General features: G+C 64.6%; 21 protein-coding genes. 7 read left to right on the forward strand and 14 right to left on the reverse strand.

The features are described 5' to 3' along the window. Window positions 1–167: 167 nt before the first annotated feature. Entirely contained in the window at window positions 168–1,208 is a 1,041-nt protein-coding gene (locus AC5V87_RS27355; RefSeq protein WP_495371947.1) for a glycosyltransferase family 2 protein, read from the reverse strand. Window positions 1,209–1,405: 197 nt separating this feature from the next. Here AC5V87_RS27355 and AC5V87_RS27360 point away from each other — a divergent pair, with 197 nt between their 5' ends. Continuing rightward, entirely contained in the window at window positions 1,406–2,101 is a 696-nt protein-coding gene (locus tag AC5V87_RS27360; RefSeq protein WP_495368266.1) for a class I SAM-dependent methyltransferase, read from the forward strand. A 92-nt stretch (window positions 2,102–2,193) separates the two neighbouring features. Here the strand turns inward: AC5V87_RS27360 and AC5V87_RS27365 are convergent, their stop codons facing one another. From AC5V87_RS27365 to AC5V87_RS27390, 6 genes are all read right to left on the reverse strand, one after another. Continuing rightward, the gene (locus AC5V87_RS27365) at window positions 2,194–2,469 is read right to left on the reverse strand and encodes a DUF1127 domain-containing protein (RefSeq protein WP_495368267.1); all 276 of its coding nucleotides are present in this window, start codon (window positions 2,467–2,469) and stop codon (window positions 2,194–2,196) included. 367 nt (window positions 2,470–2,836) lie between these two features. Beyond that, window positions 2,837–4,363 carry a murein biosynthesis integral membrane protein MurJ gene (gene murJ, locus AC5V87_RS27370; protein ID WP_495368268.1) on the reverse strand — a complete coding sequence of 509 codons (1,527 nt, stop codon included), beginning with the start codon at window positions 4,361–4,363 and terminating at the stop codon, window positions 2,837–2,839. A 195-nt stretch (window positions 4,364–4,558) separates the two neighbouring features. Beyond that, window positions 4,559–5,710, reverse strand: coding sequence for a DegT/DnrJ/EryC1/StrS family aminotransferase (locus tag AC5V87_RS27375; RefSeq protein WP_495368269.1), 1,152 nt, complete (start codon window positions 5,708–5,710; stop codon window positions 4,559–4,561). Between the two features lie 58 nt (window positions 5,711–5,768). Further along, window positions 5,769–6,773 (reverse strand): Gfo/Idh/MocA family protein, encoded by a 1,005-nt coding sequence (locus AC5V87_RS27380; RefSeq protein ID WP_495368270.1) that lies wholly within the window; start codon window positions 6,771–6,773, stop codon window positions 5,769–5,771. A 182-nt stretch (window positions 6,774–6,955) separates the two neighbouring features. Further along, entirely contained in the window at window positions 6,956–8,368 is a 1,413-nt protein-coding gene (locus tag AC5V87_RS27385; RefSeq protein WP_495368271.1) for a mannose-1-phosphate guanylyltransferase/mannose-6-phosphate isomerase, read from the reverse strand. A 7-nt stretch (window positions 8,369–8,375) separates the two neighbouring features. After that, window positions 8,376–9,365 (reverse strand): SDR family NAD(P)-dependent oxidoreductase, encoded by a 990-nt coding sequence (locus AC5V87_RS27390; protein WP_495368272.1) that lies wholly within the window; start codon window positions 9,363–9,365, stop codon window positions 8,376–8,378. Window positions 9,366–9,551: 186 nt separating this feature from the next. Between AC5V87_RS27390 and AC5V87_RS27395 the strand changes: the two genes are divergently transcribed. Together AC5V87_RS27395 and AC5V87_RS27400 are read left to right on the forward strand one after the other, a co-directional pair. Then, complete coding sequence (locus AC5V87_RS27395) at window positions 9,552–10,511, forward strand: lysylphosphatidylglycerol synthase transmembrane domain-containing protein (protein ID WP_495368273.1); 960 nt, start codon at window positions 9,552–9,554, stop codon at window positions 10,509–10,511. After that, the gene (locus AC5V87_RS27400; protein WP_495368274.1) at window positions 10,508–11,527 is read left to right on the forward strand and encodes an MraY family glycosyltransferase; all 1,020 of its coding nucleotides are present in this window, start codon (window positions 10,508–10,510) and stop codon (window positions 11,525–11,527) included. The genes AC5V87_RS27395 and AC5V87_RS27400 overlap by 4 nt, the downstream gene beginning before the upstream one ends. Here AC5V87_RS27400 and AC5V87_RS27405 read toward each other — a convergent pair. From AC5V87_RS27405 to rfaD, 6 genes are all read right to left on the reverse strand, one after another. Next, window positions 11,515–12,462 carry an NAD-dependent epimerase/dehydratase family protein gene (locus AC5V87_RS27405; RefSeq protein WP_495368275.1) on the reverse strand — a complete coding sequence of 316 codons (948 nt, stop codon included), beginning with the start codon at window positions 12,460–12,462 and terminating at the stop codon, window positions 11,515–11,517. The two genes, AC5V87_RS27400 and AC5V87_RS27405, sit on opposite strands and share 13 nt — an antisense overlap. Continuing rightward, the gene (locus AC5V87_RS27410; RefSeq protein WP_495368276.1) at window positions 12,459–13,679 is read right to left on the reverse strand and encodes a glycosyltransferase family 4 protein; all 1,221 of its coding nucleotides are present in this window, start codon (window positions 13,677–13,679) and stop codon (window positions 12,459–12,461) included. Before AC5V87_RS27410 ends, AC5V87_RS27405 begins: the two co-directional genes overlap by 4 nt. 2 nt (window positions 13,680–13,681) lie before the next feature. After that, a complete protein-coding gene (locus AC5V87_RS27415) occupies window positions 13,682–15,595 on the reverse strand; it encodes an SDR family NAD(P)-dependent oxidoreductase (RefSeq protein ID WP_495368277.1) in 1,914 nt (637 codons plus the stop codon). 85 nt (window positions 15,596–15,680) lie between these two features. Further along, window positions 15,681–16,934 carry an O-antigen ligase family protein gene (locus AC5V87_RS27420; RefSeq protein WP_495371948.1) on the reverse strand — a complete coding sequence of 418 codons (1,254 nt, stop codon included), beginning with the start codon at window positions 16,932–16,934 and terminating at the stop codon, window positions 15,681–15,683. Between the two features lie 53 nt (window positions 16,935–16,987). After that, entirely contained in the window at window positions 16,988–18,472 is a 1,485-nt protein-coding gene (gene rfaE1, locus AC5V87_RS27425) for a D-glycero-beta-D-manno-heptose-7-phosphate kinase (protein WP_495368278.1), read from the reverse strand. Between the two features lie 13 nt (window positions 18,473–18,485). Next, on the reverse strand, window positions 18,486–19,466 hold the full coding sequence (gene rfaD, locus AC5V87_RS27430) for an ADP-glyceromanno-heptose 6-epimerase (RefSeq protein ID WP_495368279.1): 981 nt from the start codon (window positions 19,464–19,466) through the stop codon (window positions 18,486–18,488). Window positions 19,467–19,624: 158 nt separating this feature from the next. Between rfaD and waaF the strand changes: the two genes are divergently transcribed. Then, window positions 19,625–20,695, forward strand: coding sequence for a lipopolysaccharide heptosyltransferase II (gene waaF / locus AC5V87_RS27435; RefSeq protein ID WP_495368280.1), 1,071 nt, complete (start codon window positions 19,625–19,627; stop codon window positions 20,693–20,695). Then, window positions 20,688–21,218 carry a D-glycero-alpha-D-manno-heptose-1,7-bisphosphate 7-phosphatase gene (locus tag AC5V87_RS27440; protein WP_495368281.1) on the forward strand — a complete coding sequence of 177 codons (531 nt, stop codon included), beginning with the start codon at window positions 20,688–20,690 and terminating at the stop codon, window positions 21,216–21,218. Before waaF ends, AC5V87_RS27440 begins: the two co-directional genes overlap by 8 nt. Window positions 21,219–21,427: 209 nt before the next feature. Here AC5V87_RS27440 and AC5V87_RS27445 read toward each other — a convergent pair whose 3' ends face one another. After that, window positions 21,428–22,465, reverse strand: coding sequence for a glycosyltransferase family 4 protein (locus tag AC5V87_RS27445; RefSeq protein ID WP_495368282.1), 1,038 nt, complete (start codon window positions 22,463–22,465; stop codon window positions 21,428–21,430). Between the two features lie 126 nt (window positions 22,466–22,591). Between AC5V87_RS27445 and galE the strand changes: the two genes are divergently transcribed. Both galE and AC5V87_RS27455 read left to right on the forward strand, forming a co-directional pair. Further along, a complete protein-coding gene (gene galE / locus AC5V87_RS27450) occupies window positions 22,592–23,605 on the forward strand; it encodes a UDP-glucose 4-epimerase GalE (protein WP_495368283.1) in 1,014 nt (337 codons plus the stop codon). Between the two features lie 117 nt (window positions 23,606–23,722). Continuing rightward, window positions 23,723–25,525, forward strand: coding sequence for an ABC transporter ATP-binding protein (locus AC5V87_RS27455; protein ID WP_495368284.1), 1,803 nt, complete (start codon window positions 23,723–23,725; stop codon window positions 25,523–25,525). The last annotated feature ends 11 nt before the right edge of the window (window positions 25,526–25,536 follow it).

Below are 25,536 nucleotides of genomic sequence, written 5' to 3' on the forward strand. Positions count from 1 at the left end.
ACCATATTGCCGTGGAAAAAATGGCAAAGCAAATGGGTTTAGCAATTTGCCAAGGGCGCTCCTCTCGCCGGCGCGGGGATGCTTCCTCTCAGGCCAGGCTCATGAGCTCCGAGCCCCGATGTTCTGGTAGACCTAATCAAGGACGGGACGGTTGAGCAGCGCCTTCATCAGGGTACCGGGTCGTGAAGTTGGCCGCGCACCTCCGGTCCGGATTGCGCGAGCAATGTCCTGAACGGCGCCCGCTCCAGATCGGTTGCCGCTTCCGTACCGTGCGGCAGACGACCGCGGCGGTGGATCTGCGAGATCAAGAACAGTGGACGGTTCTTCGACTGGATATAGATGCGGCCGATATATTCGCCCATCAGCCCGAGCACGAGGAGCTGAACAGAGGAAATCATGACGACCAGGAGCGTCAAACTGGTCCAGCCGGGCACCGTGCCGGAGAACAGCCAGCCTACCACCGCCACGATGCCGACAAAGGTCAGTAAGGTCGTCAACAGCGCGCCGACATAGGTTGCGATCCGCAACGGCACCATCGAAAAGCTGATCAGCGCGTCGGCAGCAAAGCCGATCATCTTCACCAGGGGATATTTGGTGACACCTGCGAATCGTGGGTGGCGATCGTATTCGTACGCGACCTGCTTGTAGCCGAGCCATGCCACCATGCCGCGGATGAAGCGGTCATGCTCCGGCATCTGCACGAGTTGGTCGGAGATCCGCCGGCTCATCAGGCGGAAATCGCCGGTGTCGACGGGAATATGGACGCGGGTGACTTTGGCAAGCAGGCGGTAGAATGCTTCCGCCGATTTCTTTTTGAAGCGGGTTTCGCCGGCGCGGCTGCGTCGCATGCCGTAGACGACGTCGGCGCCTTCGCGCACCATCATCTCGTACATCGGCGTCAGGAGTTCCGGCGGGTCCTGCAGGTCAGCATCGATGACAAGCACGATATCGCCGCGCACGGTCGAAAGTCCGGCCGTGAGCGCGAGTTGATGGCCATGATTGCGTGCGAGCCGGACCGCGACGACGTTGCGGTCCTCCGCCAGAAGTTCGTTGATGATCTTCCAGGTGCTGTCAGTCGATCCGTCATCGACCAGGATCAGCTCGAACTTCGCGCCGCACAGCGCGCGCGCCGCCGAAACCATCTGGCGATGGAATTCGCGCAGCCCCTCTTCCTCGTTGTAGCAGGGCACAACGATCGACAGAAACATCTTTCCAGGTCGGGGCATCTCGTCCTGAAGGTCCATCTATCCGCCAGTCTCTGTCCGAGGGTGGGTCGGTCCAAATTCCCGCCTCCGATCTTCGGCCAAGTCCGGTTAATTGTTCATCAATTTTTAGACCCGTTGATGCATGATTCGGGCGGACGGATACCGATATCCAATTAAACGCTCGATAGCTGGATCGCCGTATGGACAACGCCGAATTCGATCGCTTCGCCGACGCATATGACGACCAGCATCGCGAGAACATCGCCGTTACCGGCGAGGGCCCGGAATATTTCGCGGAATACAAGATCAAGTCGCTCCGCGAGATCGTCAATCGCGCCGGCATCGAAGTGAAGCGGATTTGCGATTTTGGTTCCGGGATCGGCAATTCGATTCCGTATTTTCGGCGCTATTTTCCTGAAACGGCGCTGACGTCCTCCGATGTTAGCGAGCGAAGCCTCGCATTGGGCCGGCAGCGATACCCCGAAGCCAGCAACTGCGTGCTGATCGAGAACGACCGGATTCCAGCCGAGGCCGACAGCTTCGACGTGGTGTTTTCAGCCTGTGTGTTTCATCACATCCCGCACGAGGAGCACCTGCGGTGGTTGCAAGAACTGCATCGCATCACGCGGCTGGGCGGCTTGATCGCCATCTTCGAGCATAATCCGCTGAATCCGCTGACGGTGCATGCGGTGAACACTTGTCCGTTCGACGAGAACGCCAGGCTGATTTACGCTCGCGATCTTGCGAAGCGGCTGCAAGCCTCCGGCTGGGCCGCATCGCGCATCCAGTACAACCTCTTTTTTCCTCGCGCCCTCGCGAGGCTGCGGCCGTTTGAGAACAAGCTGGGTTGGTTGCCCTTGGGGGCCCAATACGTCGCCACAGCGCGCAAGGTTTAATCCTGCGGCAATAGGATGAACCACCGCATGTGGGAAGCAGCCATGCAGATCGCTTGCTATCGAGCACGCGTCCGTGTCTGGCGGTGAATCCTCTACATCCCTCGACGGCCCCAGAGATCCGTCGCGCTGTCGCTTAACGCGTCGATCGCGCGTTCAGGCGTGAAGCAGTCGATCTCACTGCGCGTCAAGCCAATATCCATTAGTTCCCTGTCACTGAGGTCCTGCAAGGTGACCCGTGGGATCCGGCGCCAGTCCTGAAACGCACGCCAATATCGCTTGAGCGGGCTCAAGACAATGGAGAGGTCAAGGCCGAGCCTCACGGCATCGCCTTCCGTCTCGCATGTACTGTCCGTCAGTTGAGCTGGCATCGCACGCTCCTGCTGTTGTGCCGGCAGAGAGCGTGGCCAATGAAAAGGCCCCGTCCGATGCCGGCGGGGCCCTGGTGGAAAGATGTCGTCGTCGAATTCCTAGCGCGCGACTCCTCCCACGGCCCAACCGAAGCGGGTCATGTTCATCGAGTTCAGTTTGCGCACGGATTTGATCATGAGGCGTTAGTACCACGCCAACCGCCTAAAATCAAGGGCTGTGCGCAGGCCAATTGCATCCTTGAGGCGAGCGCGCCGCGCTCCGGCGCCTAAAGCATGATCCGGAAAAGTGCGAAGCGGTTTTCCGAAAAGATCATGCGCAAACAACATCCTAAAGCGCGATGACGATTCATCCCAATCTCATGGCGCTTTAGCCGCGCACCAGTGAGACCAGCCAGCCGCGGCCAAACAGGGCGAGGATCGCGAGCGCGTAAACGATCGTACCTCCGAGGGCCAACAGGACCAGCGTTAATTCATCGTGGAAGTGCATCGAGCCCAGCCAAGCACCGCTGAAGCGCGCGATCAGCCAGAAGGCAGCGGCGACGACGATGCCGATCAGCAGGAATTTGGCGAGCGACATCAGCCAGGCGCGGTCCAGCACGAGAAAGCCGCGCCGCACGGCGAATAAGAGCACCAGCAGCAAATTGGTCCAGATCCCGACGGCGGTCGCGAGCGCAAGGCCGATCTGGGCGAGCGTGCCCATCAACGCGAATTTCAGCGCGACGTTCACGGCGATGCCCGTCAGCGAAGCGCGCACCGGCGTTGCCGTATCTTTGCGCGCATAGAAGGTCGCGACCGCACTGCGGATCAGCACCGCGGGGATCAATGCGATCGCGTAGGCCGCGAGCGTCGCGCCGGCGGCGGCCGCGTCCGCCCTCGAGAACGCGCCGTGGGCGAACAGCGCGCGCATGATCTCTTGGGGCACAGTGAGGAAGGCGGCGACGAATGGAACCGAGAACAGCAGCGTGAAATCGAAGGCGCGGCGCTGCGACTTCATCGCACCGTCATGGTCGTTCGCCGTGATCCGCCGCGACATCTCCGGCAGCAGCACCGTGCCGATGGCAATGCCGATGACCCCGATCGGCAGCTGATACAGCCGGTCGGCATAGTACAGCGCCGACAGCGCGCCGGCCGGCAGGAAGGTCGCGATGATCGTGTCGGCGAACATCGCGACCTGCGTGCCCATCGAGCCCAGCGTCGCCGGGCCAAGCGCCTTGAAAAATCCGCGCACATCCTCGTCGAGCTTGACCGGCGCAAAGCGCGGCAGGCCGCCATGGCGGGCGAGATCGCCGGCGAGCAGGAAGTATTGGAGGAAGCCCGAGATCAGCACGCCCCAGGCCGCGGCGTGACCCGCGGTCGGAAACCAGGCGGCCAGCGCCAGCGTCATCATCATCGCGACATTGAGGAAGATCGACGCAGCGGCGGCGCTGGCAAAGCGCTGCATCACGTTGAGCATGCCGCCATAGAGCGTCACCAGCGTGATCAGCAGCAGGTAGGGAAAGGTGATCCGCGTCAGCTCGATCGCAAGCTTGCGCTGCTCGGCATCCTCGGAAAAGCCGGGCGCAAGCAAGCTCATGGCCTGAGGCATGAACAGCCAGGCCAGGATCAGCAGCACCACCTGCGAAGCCAGCAGCAGCGTGAAGATGCGGTCGGCAAACAGTTTTGCCGCCCCTTCCCCGCGCTCGCCATGGACATGGGCATAGGCCGGCACCCAGGCGGCGTTGAAGGCGCCTTCGGCGAAGATCGCGCGGAAATGATTGGGCAGCCGCAGCGCCACGAAAAAGGCGTCCGCCACCGGGCCGGCGCCGAGGATCGCCGCCAGCATGATGTCGCGGGCAAACCCCGTCAGCCGCGAGAGCAGCGTGTAACCACCGACAGTGAAGATACGTCCGAGCATGCATCTGTTTTAGAGCATGGCACGATTAGGTCTAGGTGGTAGGCGCGAGGGAAGTGTGCGCTTGGAGCGCCGACGGTCTCCACAACGTCATGGCCGGCTTGTCCCGGCCATCCACGCCTTGCCGCACCCTCAAAGAACGTGGATGCCCGGGACAAGCCCCCGGGCATGACGACCAGCGCAGCAAGAACGACGAAATCAGCCCGCGAGCGCGCCTTGCACGGCGGCGATGATTCGCTCCTGGTCGGCTTCGGTCAAATAGGCGTGCATCGGCAGGCTGATGACGTCCTGCGACAGGCTTTCGCAAGCAGGCAGGCCGCCCTCGGCGACCGGATACTGCTTGTAGGCGGTCTGCTGGTGCATCGACTTGCCGTAATAGATCGCGGTCGGCACGCCCTGGGCCTTGAGCGCGGCGGCAAACCCGTCGCGGTCGGTACCCTCAGGCAGGCGGATGGTGTACTGCGCCCAGACCGAGGTGTTGCCCGGCGCCAGACGCGGCACGGTGACCACGTTGGACAGCCCCCGCGCATAACGCTCCGCGACCTTGTTGCGGGCGGCGATCTCATCGTCGAAGATCTTCAGCTTCTCGATCAGCACCGCAGCTTGCATGGTGTCGATCCGGCCGGTGATCCCGAGGCGGACGTTGTCGTATTTATCGACGCCCTGCCCGTGCACGCGGATGCTGCGCAGCGTGGCAGCGAGTTCATCGTCATCGGTGAAGATCGCGCCGCCGTCGCCGAAGCAGCCGAGCGGCTTTGCCGGGAAGAAGCTGGTCGTGGTCGCGAGCCCGAAGGTGCCGAGCTTGCGGCCCTTGTAACTTGCGCCAAACCCCTGCGCGGCGTCGTCGATCACGAACAGGCCCTCGGCCCTGGCGATCTCGGCGATGGCGTCGTGGTCGGCGGCCTGGCCGAACAGGTCGACCGGGATGACCGCAACGGGCTTCAGGCCTGCCTTGCGGGCGCTCGCGATGCCGCGCTTCAGCGATTCCGGACTCATGTTGAAGGTCGTCTCGTCGACGTCGACGTAGACCGGGGTCGCGCCCATCCGTGCCGCGGGCGAAGCGGTCGCGATGAAGGTGAAGGACGGGCACAGCACGGCATCGCCGGGCCCGACATTCTTCGCCATCATCACCATCAAGATCGCATCGGTGCCGCTGGCGCAGCCGATCACATGCTTGGCGCCCGCATAGGCCGCGAGCTGCTTCTCGAGCTCGGCGACTTCGGGGCCATTGACGAACTGGCAATGGTCCATCACGCGCTTGACGGCCGCATCGAGCGAGGCGCCGAGCCGCCGGCGCTGCGAGGCGACGTCGATGAAGGGAATGGGTTCGGAACGTAGGTGCTGGTTCATGGTCTGGTTCTTGACCTGATTCTTGGCGCCTTCTTGCGCGGTCGATATGGAAAGCGTTTCAGCCGGCGACCCGGCGCGGGGCCTTGCGGGCAGCCGACGAGGCCGCCGGCCGAGATGGCGTTTCGAGGCAGCGCGTTGCGATCTCGAGGCTGGCAACGCCCTCGTCGCCGGTGACCGCCGGCGTCTCGCCGTGGCGGACAGCCTTGAGGAACGCGATCAGTTCGGCCCGGAGCGGCTCGTCATGGCCGACCGGCAGATGCCGCATCGAATAGCTTCCGTCAGGCTTGAAGCCGAAGCATTCGGTGACCTGGCGCGTGAGCAGATCGCCCATCACATATTTGCCGCGGGTGGCGACCGTGACGCTGCGCGCCTTGAACGGCGTCAGCCAGTTGGTGTTGATGTGGGCGAGCACGCCGCTGGCGGTGCGGAACTGCAACAGCGCGATGTCCTCGCGCTCGGCGACCGCACTCGACAATTGCGGCTGCACCTCGACGATATCGGATTCGGTGAACCAGCGGATCAGGTCGATGTCGTGCACGGCGAGGTCGATGACGACGCCGACATTAGACATGCGCGGCGGAAACGGACCGACGCGGGTGATCGCGATGGAGAGAATGTCCTCGCCCGCGATCGCCTGCTTGACGGCGGCAACCGCCGGATTGAAGCGCTCGACATGGCCGATCATCAGCGTCACGCCCGCCTTCTGCGCGGCGGCGACGATCTCGTGGCCCTCTTCCACCGTGGAGGCGATCGGCTTCTCGACCAGCACGTGGATGTTCTTGGCGATGCAGGCGAGCGCGACCTCGTGATGCAGATGGGTCGGCGCCGCGATGGTGACGGCATCGACGCCCGCGGCGAGGAGCTGGTCGAGCGTCTCGAAACCCTGGCAGCCCGCAAGCTCGGTGGTGCGGGTCAGGTGCGTCGGCGACGGATCGACCACGCCGACCAGGCTGACGCCGGGAAGACCGCTCAGCACGCGCGCATGGTTGCTGCCCATCACACCGGCGCCAATCACGCCGACGCGCAAGCCGGCCTTTGCCGGTTGAGACCCTTTGGAACTCATCTGATCGAACCCCGATTCAACGCAAATCCCCGGGCCGCTTCTAGCACGGACGTCACATTTGTGGCGAATGCCGGGTAAGTCACCCGGACACGATTTGATTCAAAAAATTACACGTTTCCCGGGCCTTAGGCCGCCGGAAGAGACCGCCTTCGGGCCGGGTCGCGTGATTCGGAGTTTGCTGGTTACGACCTTTGATAGTCGTCTTCAATCCGGATGATGTCGTCTTCCCCGAGATAGGAGCCGGTCTGGACCTCGATCAGTTCCAGCATGATCTTGCCGGGATTTTCGAGCCGATGGACGGCGCCCATCGGAATGTAGATCGACTCGTTCTCGTGCACGGTCTTCACCGTCTCGTTGACGGTGACCTGGGCCGCGCCGCGGACCACGATCCAGTGCTCGGCTCGGTGGTGATGCTTCTGGAGCGACAGCCGCCCACCCGGCTTCACGACGATGCGCTTGACCTGATGGCGCGCGCCGTTGTCGACGGACTGATAGCTGCCCCAGGGACGATGCACCTTGAGGTGCTCCTCGGTCACCTTCGGGGCGACCTCTTTCAGTTTGGTCACAAGCCGCTTCAGGCCATTGGCATCCTGTTGGCGCGATACCAGCACCGCATCCGCGGTGGCGACCACGACGAGATCGTCGACGCCTTCAAGCGCGACCAGGGCGTGATCGCTGCTGACGTTGCAGTTGCGGGAATCCTCGAACACCACGGTGCCATGCGCAGCATTGCCTTGCGCGTCCTTGTCCGACAACTCCCACACCGCGCGCCAGGAGCCGACGTCCGACCAGCCGCAGGACACCCGCACGACGGCGGCGCGCGAGGTCTTCTCCATCACCGCATAGTCGATCGAGATCGCCTTGGCCGCGCCGAACGCCTTCGGCTCCAGCGTGACGAAGCCGAGATCGCGGCCGGCCTTGGTGACCGCACTGGACACCGCCTCGACGCTTGCCGCGTCGACCTTGCGGTATTCGTCGAGCAGCACGCTCGCCGGGAACATGAAGTTGCCGCTATTCCAGAGATAGCCCGAATTGACGTAGTCGGCCGCCTTCACCGCGTCCGGCTTCTCGACGAAGCGCGCGACCGCGTGCACCGTGCCGGCGATCACCTCACCCGGGCTGATATAGCCGTATTCGGTCGCCGGCCGCTCCGGCTTGACGCCGAAGGTGACGATGCGCCCGGTGCTCGCGGCGACAAGGCCCTCGCGGCAGGCGGCGACGAAAGCGGCATTGTCCTGCACCACGTGATCGGCGGCGAGCGCGAGCACGATCGCCTCCTTGGCGCGCGCTTGCGCGAACACCGCGCCCGCGGCGATCGCGGGACCGGAGTCGCGCCGCATCGGCTCGAGGATTACGTCGGCCTCGATGCCGATCTCGGCGAGTTGCTCCAGCACCATGAAGCGGTAGGAGGCGTTGGTGATGACGATCGGTCGATCGAACAGCGCGGCATCGGAGACACGCAGCAGCGTGTCCTGGAAGGTCGAGCGCGTGCCGAACAGCGGCAGGAACTGTTTTGGCCGCACCTCGCGCGAGGCGGGCCACAGCCGTGTGCCGGCACCGCCGCACATGATCAGGGGGATAATGCGTTTGTCCATCGTCATCTCAAACCTTGTGGTAGTCTCGGTACCAGGCGACAAAATTTCGGACCCCCTGCTCGATCGGCGTTGACGGCGCAAAGCCGGTGTCGCGCATCAGGTCCTCGACATCCGCGAACGTTTCCAAAACATCTCCCGGCTGCATCGGCAGCAATTCTTTGATCGCCGTCCGGCCCAGCTCCCGCTCCAGAAGCGCGACGACATGCATCAGCTCCTCCGGGTGGTGATTTCCGACATTGTAGACCTTGGACGGCGCATTTGCGGCGGCCGGGTCAGCCGCAGGCACCAAATCGATCAGCTTGGATAATACGCGGGTGACGTCGTCGATATAGGTGAAGTCGCGACGCATTTTACCATGGTTAAAGAGCCGGATCGGCTTGCCCTGCATGATGGCGTTCGCAAACAGAAACATGGCCATATCGGGGCGGCCCCACGGGCCGTAAATGGTGAAGAAGCGCAAGGCGGTGACCGGCAGCCGGTAGAGGTGGCTGTAGGACTGCGCCATCACCTCGTTCGCCTTCTTGGTCGCAGCGTAAAAGCTCACGGGATGATCGGTCCGGTCCTGCACGGAGAATGGCAGTTTAGTGTTGGCGCCATAAACGGAGGATGACGAGGCGTAGACGAGATGACGACAGCCGTTACGGCGGCAGCCCTCGAGCACGTTGAGAAAACCTGCCAGATTGGAATCGGCATAAGCATGCGGCTGCTCGATCGAGTAGCGCACGCCGGCCTGAGCCGCGAGATGCACCACCTGCGCAAATCCGTGCCGCGCAAACAGCGCCGCGATGGTGTCGCGGTCGGCAAGATCGGCCTCGACGAAGGAGAAGCCGGCCTCGTTCCGCAACAGCGCGAGGCGCGCCTGTTTCAGTCCCGGATCGTAATAGCTGTTGAGATTGTCGAGCCCGACGACGGCCCGGCCTTCGCCCAGCAGCTGCCGGGCGAGGTGAAATCCGATGAAGCCGGCGGCTCCTGTGACCAAAATCGCCTGATCCGTCATCCTGTTCCCGCGGCGTTCCCAGCTCACGGCGCCTCTTTAGCCGCGGTCGCGAGGGGGTCGCAAGAGCCCGTTGCCTTCGTGGCCGCTCCAAATCACCGCTCTTGCAAGATCGGCGCCAAAACCATACCAAAGCGGCCAAATTCGGCGCCTGGCGTCGGGTAAGCTAACCCTGTTCATGCGGGCGAGATGCGCCGAATCCTGCTTTCTGCGACTAAGATCCTGATTTCCGCAGCGCTGCTCTACCTGGCGCTGCGCAAAGTCGACCTGTCCGAACTTCTGTCGCGCTTCAATGCGAGCAGCCTGTTCTGGATCGCCGCGGCGATCGCGGTCACGTTCCTGCAAATCTTCGTCGGTGTGCTGCGCTGGCGCGAGATCAGCGCCGAATGCGGCGCGCCGCTCGAGCTCGGCCGGGCCATGCGCTACAATGTGATCGGCGCGTTCTTCAACCAGACCCTGCCGTCCGCGATCGGCGGCGACGCGGTCCGGCTGTGGCTGGTCGCGCGCGCCGGCGCCGGATGGCGTGCGGCGACCTACTCGATCTTCGTCGACCGCGCGATCGGCCTCATTGCGCTCGCGATCCTCATCGTCGCGAGCCTGCCCTGGAGCTACAGCCTCATCACCGATCCGCATGGGCGCTCGGCACTGCTGCTGCTCGACCTCGCCGCGCTCGCGGGCGGGCTCGGCTTCCTGGTCTTCGGCGCGCTGAAATGGCGCTGGCTGAAGACCTGGTGGGCCACCCATCACATCCACGCTTGCGCCGTGATCGCCAACCGCGTGATCTTCAACGCCAGGCGCGGACCGATCATCGCGATCCTGTCCCTGTTCATTCACGTGCTCGCCATCGTTATCGCCTGGTGCGTCGTGCAATCGATCGCAGCACCGGTCAGCTTCGGCCAGACCTTCCTGCTCATCCCGCCCGTGATGCTGATCACCTTGATGCCGATCTCGATCGCCGGCTGGGGCGTGCGCGAAGCGACCATGAGCCTCGCCTTCGGCTTCGCCGGCCTCGCCACCAGCGAAGGCGTCAACGTCTCGCTGCTGTTCGGCGCGGTCTCGTTCATCGTCGGTGCGATCGGCGGCCTCGTCTGGATCTTCAGCGCCGAGAAGGCCGCGCAGGGATCGGCGCCGATTGGGGTGCCCGAGTGAACCCGGCCGCCGAAGCCGTTGCCGTCGTGCCCGCGCTGCTTGCTCTTGCGATTGCCGCGCTGATATCGGCCGTCATCACCTGGACGAGCCGTCCGCTGCTGCAGCGCTACGCATTGGCGCGGCCGAACGCACGCTCCTCGCATCGCATTCCGACGCCGCAGGGCGCGGGCATCGCGGTCATCGCCGCGACGCTGCTGGTCGCATTGGCATGGGCCGCCTGGGCCAACCTGGCGATTCCGCCGGCGCTCGTCGTTGCAACGGTCGTGATCGCAATCGTCGGGTTCGCCGACGACATCAAGTCGCTGCCGGTGCTGGTGCGGCTCGCGCTGCAGGCCGCCTGCGTCGGCGCAGTGGTGTTCACCGCGCCCGAGACCGCGCGCATCGTGCCGGCGCTGCCGCTCGCGCTGGAACGGGGGCTCATCCTGCTCGCCGGCGTCTGGTTCGTGAACCTCGTCAACTTCATGGACGGGCTCGACCTGATGACGGTGGCCGAGGTGGTGCCGGTCACCGCGGCGCTGCTGCTGCTGGGATGGCTTGGTGAACTGACCTGGCCGGCCGCAATGATTGCGGCAACTCTATGCGGCGCCATGCTCGGCTTCGCGCCGTTCAACAAGCCGGTGGCAAAGGTCTTCCTTGGCGATGTCGGCAGCCTTCCGATCGGCCTGCTGCTCGGCTGGTGCCTGCTGGAGCTTGCCTGGCACGGACAGGTCGCCGCAGCGCTGCTGCTGCCAGGCTATTACCTTGCGGATGCCACCATCACACTGTTTCGCCGCATCGCGCGCCGCGAGCAGTTCTGGTCGGCGCACCGCTCGCACTTCTACCAGCGCGCAACCGAAAACGGCCTCACGGTGCGCCGCGTCGTCGGCGAGGTCTTCGCGCTGAATTGCATGCTGGGATTGCTTGCGCTCAGTACTGCCGGCGCCGGGGCGGCAGGGGCCATTCCCCTTGCACTGATCGCTGCCGTGTTCGCGGTCGGCTTTATCCTTTGGCGATTCACCCAGTCTCAGGGCTGTTGAGCCACCAGTGCGAGCCGCAAGCCTTCGTCCAATGACACCTGCGGCTGCCAGCCGGTGGCGATCGCCTTGGAGATGTCGAGCTCGAGCGAGCCTAGCAAACTGTCGTAGATTTCCTGCCTGCCCGTCATGCTGAGAAGCGAGCTTAGCAAGCCTGGCGGCACGCGGAAGAGCCTCGGACGCGTGCCGGATGCTTTGGCAAGACGCGAGATGAACTCCGGAGTCGAGACCTGCTCTTTGTCGGCAACCAGGAAGGTCTCGAAGTTGCTGACGGGATCTGGATGTGCAAGTCGATAAAGAATGAACGAGGACAGGTTTTGTACCGCGACAAACGCGCGCTGATTGCGGATTGCGGCTAAGGGAAGTGGCAGGCCCAGGCTGACCGCACGTGTCAGCAAAGCGAAATTGCCTTTCGCCCCGGCACCGTAGACGAGCGGCGGTCTAATCGTCGAAATTTTCATGTCGGTCTCGGAGGCCAACGCCTGCAGGCCTGCCTCTGCCTCGGCCTTCGACACGCCGTAGACGCCACGGGGCGTCAGAACGTCTTCCTCGCTGAACGGCGCGCGACCTGCATTGGTGCGACCATGAACGAGAACCGTGCTGATGAAGATGAACTGACGTACACCAGCCTCCGCCGCACTGCGCGCCAGTTGCAACGTGCCCACGCTGTTCGTCATCCTATAGAGGTCAGCGGCGTGCTCCTCACGCTTGTGATGAACGCGTGCGGCAAGATGAACGACGGCGTCCACATCGGCAAGCGCCGGCCCCCACACGGTTCCGGGCCCGATCGATGGGATGACAACCTCTCCGTCGAGGCCGCTAGGTCTACGGACCGCGCGGCGCACGGTCCATCCCTCACGCGCCAACATCGGAACTACGTGGCGGCCGACGAAGCCGCTCGCGCCGGTCACCAGCACGACTGGTTTTCGCACAATCATCGTTGCTCCGAGAGGCTGGGTCGCAGCAGCAATTCTCTAATGAGGGCCGCATAGGCGTCCATCGCGGCGGCGCGATTGAACCGCGAAGCCACCGTCACTGCGCGCTGCGTCATGGCTGCCGCGTCCGAACTGGAGGCCACGCGAACGGCGCTTGCGAGCTCATCGGCACGGCCCGGCGTCACGACCCACCCTAGTCCGTTCTCAACCACCGTCAACGCCGCTTCGGCGTCGGGCTCGGAGACCAACACGACTGGGCGGCCGACTGCGAGCAGATTATAGAAGCGGCTTGGAACCGATACGCCGGCTACATTCTTCCGGTAGGGGATGATCCAGATGTCGGCCGCGGCGAGGAAGGCCTCGAGCTCGGTATCCTGGACCCGCCCAACGAAGGAGACATTGGCGAGGTTCGCCTCAGCCTGCAACTGCTTCAGCCGCTCGAAGCCGATACCCCAGCCCGACAGCAGGAAGTGAATGTCCTTCCGGTCCTTCAGGAGCCGCGCTGCTTCGAACACGATCTCGGGATCGTGGGTGAAGCCCAGATTGCCTGAGAGGCCGACGATGAAGCGCGCGGAAATCGGCTTACGGAACGGATTGTCCGGCATGATCGGACGCAGCGCGGGTGTCAGTGTCGCCCAGTTCGGGATGAAGCGGATCTTGTTCCGCCTCATCCCGGGATAGCTGAGCAGCGGCCGCTCCGCGTCGCGGCCGATGGTGATGACCGCATTGAGCGCGCGGAACATCAGGCTGTTGGCGGCGCGCATGAGGCGCGTGACGATCGCGCCGGGCTTGAGCATGCCCGCCATCACCAGCACATCCGGAAAGAGGTCGTGCATGATCAGGGCCGAGCGCGCGCTCTTGAGCCTTGCTGCCGCGGCAACGGCGTAGGGCAGCATGAAGGGTGCGGTGACGGTGAGAACGACGTCGCCCGGTCTCAACTTCCGAATCAGCGCGAAGAAGATGCGGGCCGTGAACAGCAGCTCGGAGGCGCCGCGCCGGACCAGCGCCGCCTTGCCCGCGATCCGGTTCTTGATAGCGACGACACGCGGCTTGCCGGGGCCGGTTTGCGAAGCCGGCAAAACACCGGGCGAGCCCGATAACACCACCACCTCGTGATCCTCTGCGATGCGACAGGCGATTTCAGCCATGATCGCCGCGGTCGTGCTCGGATCCGGCGGATAGTGCTGGCTTGCAACGACGACCTTGCCTTGACGCTGCATGGTTAGGCCGCAGTCGACCCGAACTCGGGGACCGCATCTTTCAAGATGGTTTTGATGGTCGCCGGGTCGTCGCGGGTGATGGCCTGATCGAGCGCTGCGATCCATTTGCGCAGCATCTGCATCGGCGGCTCGTTCGGCTGCGCGGCCATGATGCCCGCGATGCCGATCTCTCGGGTCGGCTCTGCGGACGCGAACAGAATTTCGTGCAGGCGCTCGCCCGGCCGCATTCCCGTGAAGACGATCTCGATGTCGTAGCCGGGCTGTAGCCCCGAGAGACGGATCATGCGTTCGGCGAGATCGACGATCTTCACCGGCTGGCCCATGTTGAGCACGTAGACCGAGACATCCGAGCGCTGCGTTCCGAGCGCATGCGTCGCCGCCGTGATGACGAGATCGCAGGCCTCACGGATGGTCATGAAGTAGCGGACCATGTCGGGATGCGTCACCGTCACCGGGCCGCCGGCTTCGATCTGGGCCTTGAACTTCGGTACCACCGAGCCGTTCGAGGCCAGCACATTGCCGAACCGGACCGAGATCAGCCGCATCGGCCGTTTGGCGCCGCTGCTTGCCGCAGCAAGATCATGATCGAGCGCCTGGCAATACATCTCGGCAAAGCGCTTGGTGAGGCCGAGCATCGACACCGGCTCGATCGCCTTGTCGGTCGAGATCATCACCATGGCCTCGGCGCCGGCGGCAAGCGCTGCGTCCGCCACGTTGATCGAGCCGAAGATATTGGTCTTGACGCCCTCGCTCCAATCGCGTTCGAGGATCGGCACGTGCTTGAGCGCTGCGGCGTGGAACACGATGTCAGGATTGAACTCGGCCATCAGACGCATGATGCGCTCGCGGTCGCGGATATCGGCGATCCGCCCTTCGATCGCGGCCACAGCGCTGCGCGCGGCGAGCGCCTCCGTCACCGCGTACAGCGCCGGCTCGGAATTCTCCACGATCAGCAGCCGCGCGGCCCCGAAGGCCACGACGCGCTCGCAGATCTCCGAACCGATCGAGCCGCCGCCGCCGGTGACGATGACAGCCTTGTCCCTGATCAGTGCCTCCAGGCGCGCATAGTCGATCTTCTCGCTCGGCCGCAGCAGGAGGTCCTCGACCGCGACCGCGGTGAGGCGCGGCGTATCGCCGCTCTCCAGCGAAGGCATGCGGTTGACGATCACACCCAGCTTGCGCGCCCGCATCAGGATCGACTCCGGGTGCGCCTCGGGCTCGAACGCCGACGGCGTCATGACCACGCGCGCAATCGCCTTGTTGCGTTTGGCGAAATCGGCGAAGACGTCCTCGATGTCATCGATGCCGCCCAGCACCGGGACGTTGCGGATGAGCTGACCGAGGTCTGATCTCGACGGCGACAGGATGCCGACCGGCCAGATACGCTTGATCGCCCCGCTCTCGATGCCGCGGAGCAGCACCTCGGCATCGGCGGTACGGCCGATCAGCAGGGTCGGCGCGGCATCCTCCTCGCGCGCGTGACGCCGTACCCGCGTATAGCGGAAGTACCGGTAGGCCATGCGCGGCGCGCTGAGGAAGGCGATCTCGAGGAACCAGTAAAGGACGATCGTCACCTTGCCGAGGAAGAAGGCGCCGCGGACATTGGGCGCGACGAAGATGTAGTCGAGCGCAAGCAGGGCGACCGTCAGCACGGTCGCGACGCGAGTGATGTTCAGCGCGTCAGGCAGGGAAATGAAGCGCCATTTCGTCGTGGTCAGGTTGGAAACGAAGAACACGACCACGCTGAAGGCGAGAAAATAGGGCAGTATCTGGAACAGCAGCGGCAGGCGATCGTAAAAAAAGTCGCCGCCCTCGAAGCGCAGATAGAAGGCGGCGAACAGCGCCGCTGTCGTCGCCAGCAGGTCGTGGAGCGCGATCAGGAAATTGCGCAAGGTGAGATGCGAAAGACGCGTCATCCGACGACCGATGAAAATCCAGCTAGGTGCAACCTGATCCGCGCTGATAACCCATCTCCGCAGGACTTGCCAGCCGCGCGGCCGTTCAGGAACCCCCTTCCCCAAGCTTCGCCTCGGCCCGTTGTGCGCGGATCACCATGCCGCCGGCGACGCCGACGCCGATCACGTACATCCAGCCCTCGTGATAGTCGAACAGATGGGAGTTGAACAGCGAGGTGAAGACGTTCTGGACCACGACCAGAAGGCCGACCCAGTTGGCGATCCCGTCGCCGCGGAACAGGCGCAGATGCAGGATCCAGATCGCGTAGAGAATGGCGATGCCGATGACGCCCCATTGCACCGCGACGTTCAGCGTCTGGTTATGCGGATTGCCGATCACCTCGGCGGACGCCAGGTACCCGCCACCGGGCGTGGCGACCTGCTCGAACAGCCGGCGCGTCGAACCGGTGCCGTGCCCCATGATCGGCGCTTCAGCGAAGAAGCCGAGGGATTTCCGCCAAAATTCGAGCCGCAGGCCCGCCGAAGTCGGCTCACCCTTTTCCTTGTAGCGCGCGTAGTCGCTGGCAAAGGTGTCGACGGTCTTGCGCAATTGCGTCGAGGTCTGCCAGGCGACAACGGCGCCGACGAGCAGCGCCGCAACGATGATCGCGATGCTGCGCCATCGCAGGTGCAGCAGCGCGAACACGCCGAACATGATCGGAATGGTGACGAGCGCGGTGCGCGACACCACCACGAAAGCCATGTTGACGAAGAAGCTCAGCGCGAGCGCAGTCAGCAAGCCTGCGAACCAATAGCGCTTCTGGCGCAGCAGCATCACGGTCGGATAAGCCAGCCCGACCGCGCACAGCGCGAATTCCTGGCTCTGGTTGATGTAGTTCTTGACGAAGATGCCGCGTTCGGAGTGGTCGGGCTTGAGCGTCAGGTCGGGATAGAAGGCGACCAGCCAGGACATCACCGACAAGAGCGCACAGGACACCAGGAAGGCGATGAAGATCCGGTGTCCGCGCGGCGAGCGCTCGAAATGATAGAGCAGCGCCGGCAGCACGAGCAGCTTGGCGGTCGGACTGAGCGCATAGAGTCGCGCGCCCCAGTCCGCTTCCGACCACAGCGTGCCCGCCAGCGCGAGCAGCACCAGCGCGATCGGCGCCGCGCAAATCGGACGCGTCAGCGATTGCAGGAATGCCCTGACGTCGAGGAACGGCACCATGCAGATGAGGAACGCGACGTTGAAGATCGCGGTCAGCGAGGTCGACCAGGGCAGCGCGACCACGGTCAGGATCGCGAACAGGTCGGCCGTCTCGCACCAGGCTGCCGGGCTGCGCAAGCGCCGCGACAGCATCTGGGCGGTCGTCTCGCCGGCCGGCGCCGTTGTCCGGGCGGTCGTTTGAGCGGTCACTTGGCCCCTCCCCGCGCGCGGTGGACCAGCGCCGTCGTGCTGAAACCCTGGAGGATGTCGACCAGCACGACCACTCCGCCCGTGGCTTCGACGACCTCATGGCCGACCACCTGCTCGCGGGTGTAGTCGCCGCCTTTCACCAGCGCGCTCGGCTTGATGCGGGTGATCAGGTCGATCGGCGTGTCTTCCTCGAAGATGACGACGAGATCGACGGCTTCGAGCGCGGCCAGCACCTCCGCGCGCGCGCGTTCGTCCTGCACCGGGCGATCGGCGCCCTTCAGCCGCCGCACCGAGGCGTCGCTGTTGAGGCCGACGATCAGGCGATCGCAGGCCGCGCGCGCCGCGGTCAGCACCTTGACGTGGCCGGGATGCAGGATGTCGAAGCAGCCATTGGTGAAGCCGACGCGCTGCCCCTGCCGCCGCCATTCGGCGAGCTGCGCATCGAGCGCGCCTGGCTCGAGCACGATCTTCTCCTCGGCCGCAAGATAGGCATGCGGCAGGATCTTGCGCCGCAGCTCGGCGGCGCTGACGCTGGCGGTGCCCTGCTTGCCGACGGCAACGGCCGCAGCCGCATTGGCCATGCGCAGCGCCGTATCCCAATCCGCACCCGCGGCAAGCGACACCGCAAGCGCCGCGGCGACGGTGTCGCCGGCCCCGGAGACGTCGCGCACCTTCACCGGGAAAGCCGGAACATGAACCGCCTCGCCGTTGCGCGGCACCAGCGTCATGCCGTGCTCGCCTTGCGTGACCAGGATCGCCTCGCAATCGGCGAGCCGCATCACGTCCTCGCTGGCGCCGACGATGTCTTGCGGCGTGTCGGCTCGGCTTCGCGTCGCCTCCGCAAATTCCTTGCGATTGGGCGTGAGCAGCGTCGCGCCGCGATAGATCGCCCAGTTCAGGCTCTTCGGATCGACGATCACCGGCTTGCCGGCTTGTCGCGCCGCATCGATGGTGTGGCGGATCACGCGTGCGGTCAGCACGCCCTTGGCGTAGTCCGAGAGCAGCACGATGTCGGCGCGTACGATCAGTGGCAGGATCGTTTCGATCAGCCTGGCCTCGACATCGTCCGAGGCAGTTAGCGCCTGCTCCCAATCCGCACGCAGCATATGGGTGGAGAAATGCTCGGAGACGAAGCGGACTTTTCGCGTCGTCGGCCGCGAGGAGTCGCACACCAGTACGCTCTCGATCCCGGCATGCTCCGCGAGCGCGGAAGCGAGCCGCTTGCCCGCATCGTCCTCGCCGACCAGGCCGACGAAGACGCAGCGCGCGCCGAGCGAGGCGACATTGCGCGCGACGTTGCCGGCGCCGCCGATATGGATCTCGCTGCGCTGTGCCGCGATGACGGGCGTCGGCGCTTCCGGAGAAATCCGCGACACCTCGCCATAGACGAACTCGTCCAGCATGATGTCGCCGATGCACAGCACCGTGCGGCCTGAGATGGCTTGCGCGAGGGCATCGAAATCGAGAATGGGCGTCGCCATGGGTCCTGAGATCTCAGCGGAAGCGGTCGGGCCGGTCGAGATAATTCACGACATAGGCTTTCACCGCATCCTCGAGCGGCGTGAAGCCGCCGTTATAGCCGGCGCGGTGCAGGCGATCGACCTTGCTCTGGGTGAAGTACTGGTAAGCGTTGCGGATGCTCTCGGGCATGTCGACATATTCGATATTGGGCTCGGTGCCGAGCGCGGCATAGGCGGCCAGCATCAGGTCCTTGAAGCTGCGCGCCTTGCCGGTTCCGACGTTGAAGAGGCCGGACACCGATGGCGTCGCGAGCAGCCACATCACGACGCGCACGACGTCGTCGACATAGATGAAATCGCGACGCTGATCGCCGTCGGCGATGCCCTCGCGGTGCGACTTGAACAGCTGCACGACGCGGCCGGCCTTGACCTCGTCGAAGCGGCGCGCCAGCACGCTCATCATCGAGCCCTTGTGGTACTCGTTCGGGCCGAACACGTTGAAGAATTTCAGCCCTGCCCATTGCGGCGGGAGCGGATCGCCGTTCGCTACGCGCCCGGCGACCGCGAGATCGAACATGTGCTTGCTCCAGCCGTAGAGGTTCATCGGCCGTAGCTTTTTCAGTGCCGGCAACGAGTCGTCGTCGTCAAAGCCGGCCTCGCCATCGCCATAAGTCGCCGCCGAGGACGCGTAGATGAACGGCACGCCGCCGGCCGTGCACCAGTCCAGAAGACGCATCGACATGCGGAAGTTGGTCTCGAAGACGAGATCACCGTCGCTCGCGGTGGTGGCGGAAATGGCCCCGAGATGAATCATGGCGTCGAGCTTGCGGCCCTTCAGCCAGCCGAGCAGCTCGGCCGGCGGGACGATATCCACAAGCTGGCGCTTGGCCAGGTTCCGCCACTTGCCCTCATTGCCGAGCAGATCGCAGACCGCGACGTCGCTGCGCCCGGCGTCATTGAGCGCGGCCACGACATTCGATCCGATAAAACCGGCCCCGCCGGTCACCAGCAACATTCCACCTACCTGCCCGATTTTTTACGGCCCGGTCCTGCCCTAGCGCATGATCCGCCAAAGTGTAAGCGGTTTTGGACCAGCACTGTCCCGGCTTTACCTGCCGGCCCGGAGCGGCTAACCGAACCACCGTACCAAGCTCATCCCGGCCCCATCAACGAATGAACATTGATTCGCAACTTAGCGGAGATGCAGATCGGGACGACACACGCCCGATCCTGATCATTCCCTATATGTGGATCGGCGATTTCGTTCGGAATCACACCGTGGTCCGGGTTCTTAGGGAGCGCTGGCCGAACCGGCCGGTCGATCTTCTGACCACGACCCTGTGCGCCCCGCTGGTGGATTACATGCCCGGGGTGCGCCGGGGCATCGTCTGGGACCTGCCCCGCAGCCGGCTCGCACTGCGCCGCCAGTTCGGCCTGGCAAAGCTGCTGCGGGCGGAAAACTACGGCACGGCCCTGGTGCTGCCCCGAACCTGGAAGGCAGCCATTGCGCCGACCCTGGCCGGCATCCCCGAACGGGTGGGCTGGGTCGGCGAGTTCCGGTTCGGATTGATCAACCACTGGCGCTGGGGTGAGAGAAAGCTGCCCCGCTTCATCGACGAGAATGCCGCCCTGGCCCAGCCCGACGGCGCGCCCCTGCCCCCGGAATGGCCGGTGCCGCAATTGCGGGTTCCGGCCGAGGAGATCGCCCGCTGGCGCGAGGCCAATGGGCTGAGCGCCGGTGCCGCCGTGGCGCTGGCCCCCGGCTCGGTTGGCGTGTCCAAGCGCTGGACCTACTATCCGGAAGCCGCGCGGCTGCTGGTTGAGCGCGGACTCGAGGTCTGGGTGGTCGGCGGCCCCGCCGAAAAGGGCCTCGCCCAGGAGATCGTCGCGGCGGGCGGGCCTGATGTCCGCGACCTCACTGGCAACGATCTGCGCAACGGCGTCCTCGCCATGGCGGCCGCCGGCGTCGCCATCAGCAACGATTCCGGCCTGATGCATATTGCCGCCGCCCTGGGCACGCCCACCATGGGCATCTTCGGCCCGACCAGCCCCTATCTCTGGGCCCCCCTCAATGGCCTTGCCGCAACCGTGGTGCAGGACAAGAGCGTGCTGTCCTGCCAGCCCTGCCAGCGCACGATTTGCAAGATGAACGACCACCGCTGCATGCGGGACATCGCGGCGTCGGAGGTGGTCGAGATCGCACGAGACGTGCTTGCCAGGACGCAAGGACTTGCAAATGCCTGAGGGCCGCGCGGCGAAGCCCGCCGCATTCCTCGACCGCGACGGCGTCATCAACCATGACGACAGCTATATCGGCACGCGAGACCGCATCCGCTGGATGCCGAACGTCGCCAACGCCATTCGCCGTCTCAATGAGGCCGGCTACCTGGTCTTTGTCTTCACCAATCAGTCCGGCGTCGCGCGTGGCCTGTTCACTGAAGACGACGTGCACGCGCTACACAACTGGATGCGCGACGAGCTCGCCGGCGCAGGCGCGCGGATCGATGACATCCGATTCTGTCCGCATCACCCGCAAGGAACGGTCGCCGGCTACATCCAGGAGCACGATTGGCGCAAGCCGGCGCCCGGCATGTTGCGCGATCTCATCCAGCACTGGCCGGTGCAGCTCGAGGGCAGCTTCGTGATCGGAGATCAGGCTCGCGACATCGAGGCCGGCAAGGCGCTCGGACTGCCCGGCTTTCTCTTTCCGGGCGGCGACCTCGACGCGTTCGTGACCGAGGTCCTTGCGCAGATCAAGCGGCGGTAAACGGTCGGCGCGCAGTAGTAGCAGCAGCAGCAGCAGTTCAAACGCTACGCATTCCTGTGATGCTGCCTTCTTACAGGTGTTTTGCCCGACGCGTCAACCAGATTTCGTAAAATCCGCATCACAGTCAGCAAGGCATTGATTCTGCAGGCACCGGCTACTGTGCATGGGGTTGTTTTCGAACTTCGTGTCACGGCCGGCGAAGGATGGCCTCACAGCAGCCGCCGATAGACCTCGCCGATCCGCTTTGCTTCCGCATCGAGGCTGAATTGATCGAGCACCCGTGCCCGCCCGCGCGCGCCCATCGCTGTCGCCGCCGCCACATCGCGCATCAACGGCTCCAGCGCCGCGGCGAGCGCATCAGCGTCACCGGTCGGGATCAGCACGCCGGTCACGCCATCCTCGACCACCAGCTCGGCAGCTCCAGCGCGCGCGGCGACCAGCGCGCTGCCGGCCGCCATCGCCTCGATCAGCGTGAGCCCAAAACCTTCGTTGCGCGAGGTGAAGGCGTAGACGGTGAGCCGCTGATACCAGCGCTGCACGTCCTCGATCGGCAATTCGCCGGTGATGACGATGCGCGATTGCAGGCCGGCGGACTCGATGCGCTTCTTCAGGTCGTTTGCGAACGACGTTTGCTCCGACGTGATCTGGCCGACGATGACGGCGGTGAAATCCGGATAGCGCGGCAACAGCCGACACATCGCATCGACGAACAGGTCGGTGCCCTTCTGCGCGCGGACGCGGCCGAAGCAACCGATGGCATAGCGGCCCGGGAGCGCGGCTTCCGCGAACGCGGCAGCGCGATCGATCGGTGGCGCATAGACGTCGGTGTCGACGCCGTGCGGGATCACGGTGGAGTCCACCTTCAGGAACGAGGCCGAGATCTCGCTTGTCGCGATGATCGCGTCCATGCGGCGGATCAGCCAGCGCGTGATCCAGGTGTGATGCCGCTGCGCCGCCGAGGTGAAGACGAGCTTGAACGGCCAGCCGAGCGCGCGCAGCACGACGCCGGCGATCATCTCGTTGTTGCGACGCGCGTGCCAGATCATTGGCCTCCCGCGCCGCCACAATTTCAGCAGATCGGCACCGCTCATACGCGCGATCCCCTCCGGCGCGTCGGTGCCGAACCAGGCCGCGCGAAACAGCTTCGCCAGCCGCGGCGCCACCATCCGATTGGTCGCGGTGACCCCGGAATAGCGCCTGTGCAGATTTGGCACGATCAGTTCGAGGTCGCCCGGGGAATTCGTCACGTCACACTCCGTTTCGCACAGCCCCTATACGCAACATTAAGCATAGTGACCAGTTCGGCTGCGCCGATACCCCCTCTTCACCACGCAAACGCTAGCATCCCGCGTTGATCGAAGACGGGTGAGATCATGACTGTGCTAGTCACCGGCGGTGCCGGCTATATCGGAAGTCACACGGTCCTGGCGCTGGCGGAAGCCGGCGAGGACGTCGTCGTGATCGACGATCTGTCGACCGGTTTCTCCGCTTACCTGCCCGAAGGCGTGCCGCTGTTCATCGGCGATGCCGGCGACGAGAACCTGCTCGAAGGCGTGATCGCCCAGCACGACATCGAGAGCATCATCCATTTCGCCGGCTCAGTCGTGGTGCCGGATTCGATGCGCGATCCGCTCGGCTACTACCGCAACAATTTCACGACCGCGCGCAATCTGCTCAACGTCGCGGTCAAGCGCGGCATCGGCCGCTTCATCTTCTCCTCGACCGCCGCCGTCTACGGCAATCCGGATCAGGTGCCGGTGCCCGAGCACGCGCCGACGCGGCCGCTGTCGCCTTACGGCTCCTCGAAGCTGATGACCGAGATCATGCTGCACGACGTCGCCTCCGCCTATGGCATGCAGTACGTGACCCTGCGCTACTTCAACGTCGCCGGCGCCGATCCGCAGGCGCGCATCGGGCTTGCCACCGTCGGCGCCACGCATCTGCTCAAGATCGCGGTGGAAGCCGCGACCGGCCAGCGCGCCAAGATCGACGTGTTCGGCACAGACTATCCGACCCCGGACGGAAGCTGCATCCGCGACTTCATCCACGTCACGGACCTCTCGCAGGCGCATCGCTCGGCGCTGGCCTATCTGCGCAACGGCGGCGCCTCGACCACGCTGAATTGCGGCTATGGCCGCGGCTATTCGGTGCTGGAGACTATCGAGGCCGTGCGCCGTGTCTCAGGCCGCAGCTTCGCCGTGCAATACGCTCCGCGCCGGCCCGGCGACATCATGACCATGGTCGCCGATACCAGCCGCATCCGCGGCCTGCTCGACTGGAAGCCGCAATACGACGACCTCGAAACCATCGCCGCCCATGCCCTGGCCTGGGAGGACAAGCTGTTCCGCGAGCGCCATGGCGAAGTCCGCCACGCCGCCTCGGCCTAAAATCCATCCGCACGCAAGTCCTTAATTGGGCTTGAAAAGCGGAGCTTTAGCGGGCACAGAGGCCCTTCGATCCCTGACGCGCGGGCAGGCTTTCCCTGCGCCGTCAATGGACACCGGATGGCCCAGTTTCCAAAGAAAATCACCGACGATCCCTATGCGGCAGCGGTCCTGATCCGCCGCCTGGTCATGGAACAGGGGGTCGTCTACTGGCGGCGTTACCTGGTTGCCTTTTCGCTGATGGCGCTCGCCGCCGGCGCGACCGCTGCTGCGACCTATGTGCTCGGCCAGGTCATCAACCAGGCTTATGTCGACAAGAACGTCCCGGGCATCGCGATGTTCTCCGGCATCACGGTGATCCTGCTCTTCATCAAGGGCGTGGCGACCTACGGCCACATGGTGATCCTGACCAAGATCAGCAACGCGATTCTTGCCGCCAACCAGCGCCAGCTGTTCGCCAAGTTGATGCGCGAGAGCGTCGGCTTCTTCTCCGAGCGGCATTCGTCCGAATTCCTGGCGCGGCTGACGGCCGGCGCCAAGTCGATCACCGACGTGCTCAACATGCTCGTCAACGCCATCGGGCGCGACCTCTTGATGCTGCTTGCCATGATCGGCGTGATGGTGTGGCAGGATCCGCTGATGTCGTTCATCGGCCTCGTCGCGGTGCCGCCGGCGATGCTGGTGCTGCGCAAGCTAGTCAAGCGCATCAAGGGCCTCGCCTACAACCAGTTCACCGGCACCGCCGATATCATGGAGACGATGCAGGAATCGCTGCAAGGCATCCGCACCGTCAAGGCGTTCACGCTCGAAGAGACCATGCAGAGCCGCATCGACGAGAACATCGCGATCGTCGAGCGCAACGCCAACAAGATGGCCCGCGTGGCCAACCGCTCCAATCCGCTGATGGAGATGTTGGGCGGCTTCGCCGTCGCCGGCTGCCTGATGTACGGCGGCTATGCCGTGGTCGCGCTCAACGCCACGCCCGGCGCATTCTTCTCCTTCATGACGGCGTTCCTGATGGCGACCGAGCCGGCCAAGCGGCTTGCGCGGCTCAACATCGACCTCAACAGCCAGCTGGTCGGCGCCCGCATGCTGCTCGAGGTCGTCGACAGCCCGGCCAGCGAGCATTCCGACGACGACAAGCCGGCGCTCAAGCTCACCGATGCCCGCATCGAGCTGCGCGACGTCAGCTTCTGCTATCGCAACGGCGAGACCGTCCTCAACCGCATGAGCTTCACGGCCGAGCCCGGCAAGGTCACCGCACTGGTCGGCCCCTCCGGCGGCGGCAAGTCGACCGTGCTTGCATTGCTGCTGCGCTTCTACGAGGTGACGCAGGGCGACATCGTGATCGACGGCCAGTCGATCGGCGCGGTCTCGCGCAAGTCGCTACGCGCGCAGACCGCCTATGTGGGCCAGGACGTCTATCTGTTCCGCGACACCATCCGGAGCAACATCGCCTTCGGCAAGCCGGGCGCGCGCCAAGACGAGATCATCGAAGCCGCGAAGGCCGCCTGCGCGCATGATTTCATCATGAGCTTCCCGCTCGGCTACGACACGCCGGTCGGCGAGCACGGCACGCAGCTCTCCGGCGGCCAGCGCCAGCGCATCGCGGTGGCGCGCGCGCTACTCAAGAACGCGCCGATCATCCTCCTGGACGAAGCCACCGCCGCGCTCGATTCCGAATCCGAGCGACAGGTGCAGGAGGCGATCGAGCACCTCTGCCAGAACCGCACCACCATCGTGATCGCGCACCGCCTGCACACCATCATGCATGCCGACCGCATCCTGGTGGTCGAGGGCGGCGAGATCGTCGAGCAGGGCCGCCACGACGAGCTGCTCCGCCGCGGCGGGCGCTATGCCTCGTTCTTCCGGCTGCAACATCACGACGCCGGCGCTCTGGCGCCGATCAGCGCAACTGCATAGAGTTCCTCATC

It is taken from the genome of Bradyrhizobium sp. SOJA106 (assembly GCF_059448745.1).

What these genes read in the sequence shown, in the direction of transcription:
- galE (WP_495368283.1), top strand. Translation starts at nt 22,592, where the DNA reads ATGACTGTGCTAGTCACCGGCGGTGCCGGCTATATCGGAAGTCACACG.
- AC5V87_RS27375 (WP_495368269.1), bottom strand. Translation starts at nt 5,710, where the DNA reads ATGAACCAGCACCTACGTTCCGAACCCATTCCCTTCATCGACGTCGCC.
- rfaD (WP_495368279.1), bottom strand. Translation starts at nt 19,466, where the DNA reads ATGTTGCTGGTGACCGGCGGGGCCGGTTTTATCGGATCGAATGTCGTG.
- AC5V87_RS27455 (WP_495368284.1), top strand. Translation starts at nt 23,723, where the DNA reads ATGGCCCAGTTTCCAAAGAAAATCACCGACGATCCCTATGCGGCAGCG.
- AC5V87_RS27395 (WP_495368273.1), top strand. Translation starts at nt 9,552, where the DNA reads ATGCGCCGAATCCTGCTTTCTGCGACTAAGATCCTGATTTCCGCAGCG.
- AC5V87_RS27355 (WP_495371947.1), bottom strand. Translation starts at nt 1,208, where the DNA reads ATGTTTCTGTCGATCGTTGTGCCCTGCTACAACGAGGAAGAGGGGCTG.
- AC5V87_RS27440 (WP_495368281.1), top strand. Translation starts at nt 20,688, where the DNA reads ATGCCTGAGGGCCGCGCGGCGAAGCCCGCCGCATTCCTCGACCGCGAC.
- AC5V87_RS27420 (WP_495371948.1), bottom strand. Translation starts at nt 16,934, where the DNA reads ATGCTGTCGCGGCGCTTGCGCAGCCCGGCAGCCTGGTGCGAGACGGCC.
- AC5V87_RS27405 (WP_495368275.1), bottom strand. Translation starts at nt 12,462, where the DNA reads ATGATTGTGCGAAAACCAGTCGTGCTGGTGACCGGCGCGAGCGGCTTC.
- AC5V87_RS27410 (WP_495368276.1), bottom strand. Translation starts at nt 13,679, where the DNA reads ATGCAGCGTCAAGGCAAGGTCGTCGTTGCAAGCCAGCACTATCCGCCG.
- AC5V87_RS27390 (WP_495368272.1), bottom strand. Translation starts at nt 9,365, where the DNA reads ATGACGGATCAGGCGATTTTGGTCACAGGAGCCGCCGGCTTCATCGGA.
- murJ (WP_495368268.1), bottom strand. Translation starts at nt 4,363, where the DNA reads ATGCTCGGACGTATCTTCACTGTCGGTGGTTACACGCTGCTCTCGCGG.
- AC5V87_RS27380 (WP_495368270.1), bottom strand. Translation starts at nt 6,773, where the DNA reads ATGAGTTCCAAAGGGTCTCAACCGGCAAAGGCCGGCTTGCGCGTCGGC.
- AC5V87_RS27360 (WP_495368266.1), top strand. Translation starts at nt 1,406, where the DNA reads ATGGACAACGCCGAATTCGATCGCTTCGCCGACGCATATGACGACCAG.
- rfaE1 (WP_495368278.1), bottom strand. Translation starts at nt 18,472, where the DNA reads ATGGCGACGCCCATTCTCGATTTCGATGCCCTCGCGCAAGCCATCTCA.
- AC5V87_RS27415 (WP_495368277.1), bottom strand. Translation starts at nt 15,595, where the DNA reads ATGACGCGTCTTTCGCATCTCACCTTGCGCAATTTCCTGATCGCGCTC.
- AC5V87_RS27365 (WP_495368267.1), bottom strand. Translation starts at nt 2,469, where the DNA reads ATGCCAGCTCAACTGACGGACAGTACATGCGAGACGGAAGGCGATGCC.
- waaF (WP_495368280.1), top strand. Translation starts at nt 19,625, where the DNA reads ATGAACATTGATTCGCAACTTAGCGGAGATGCAGATCGGGACGACACA.
- AC5V87_RS27385 (WP_495368271.1), bottom strand. Translation starts at nt 8,368, where the DNA reads ATGGACAAACGCATTATCCCCCTGATCATGTGCGGCGGTGCCGGCACA.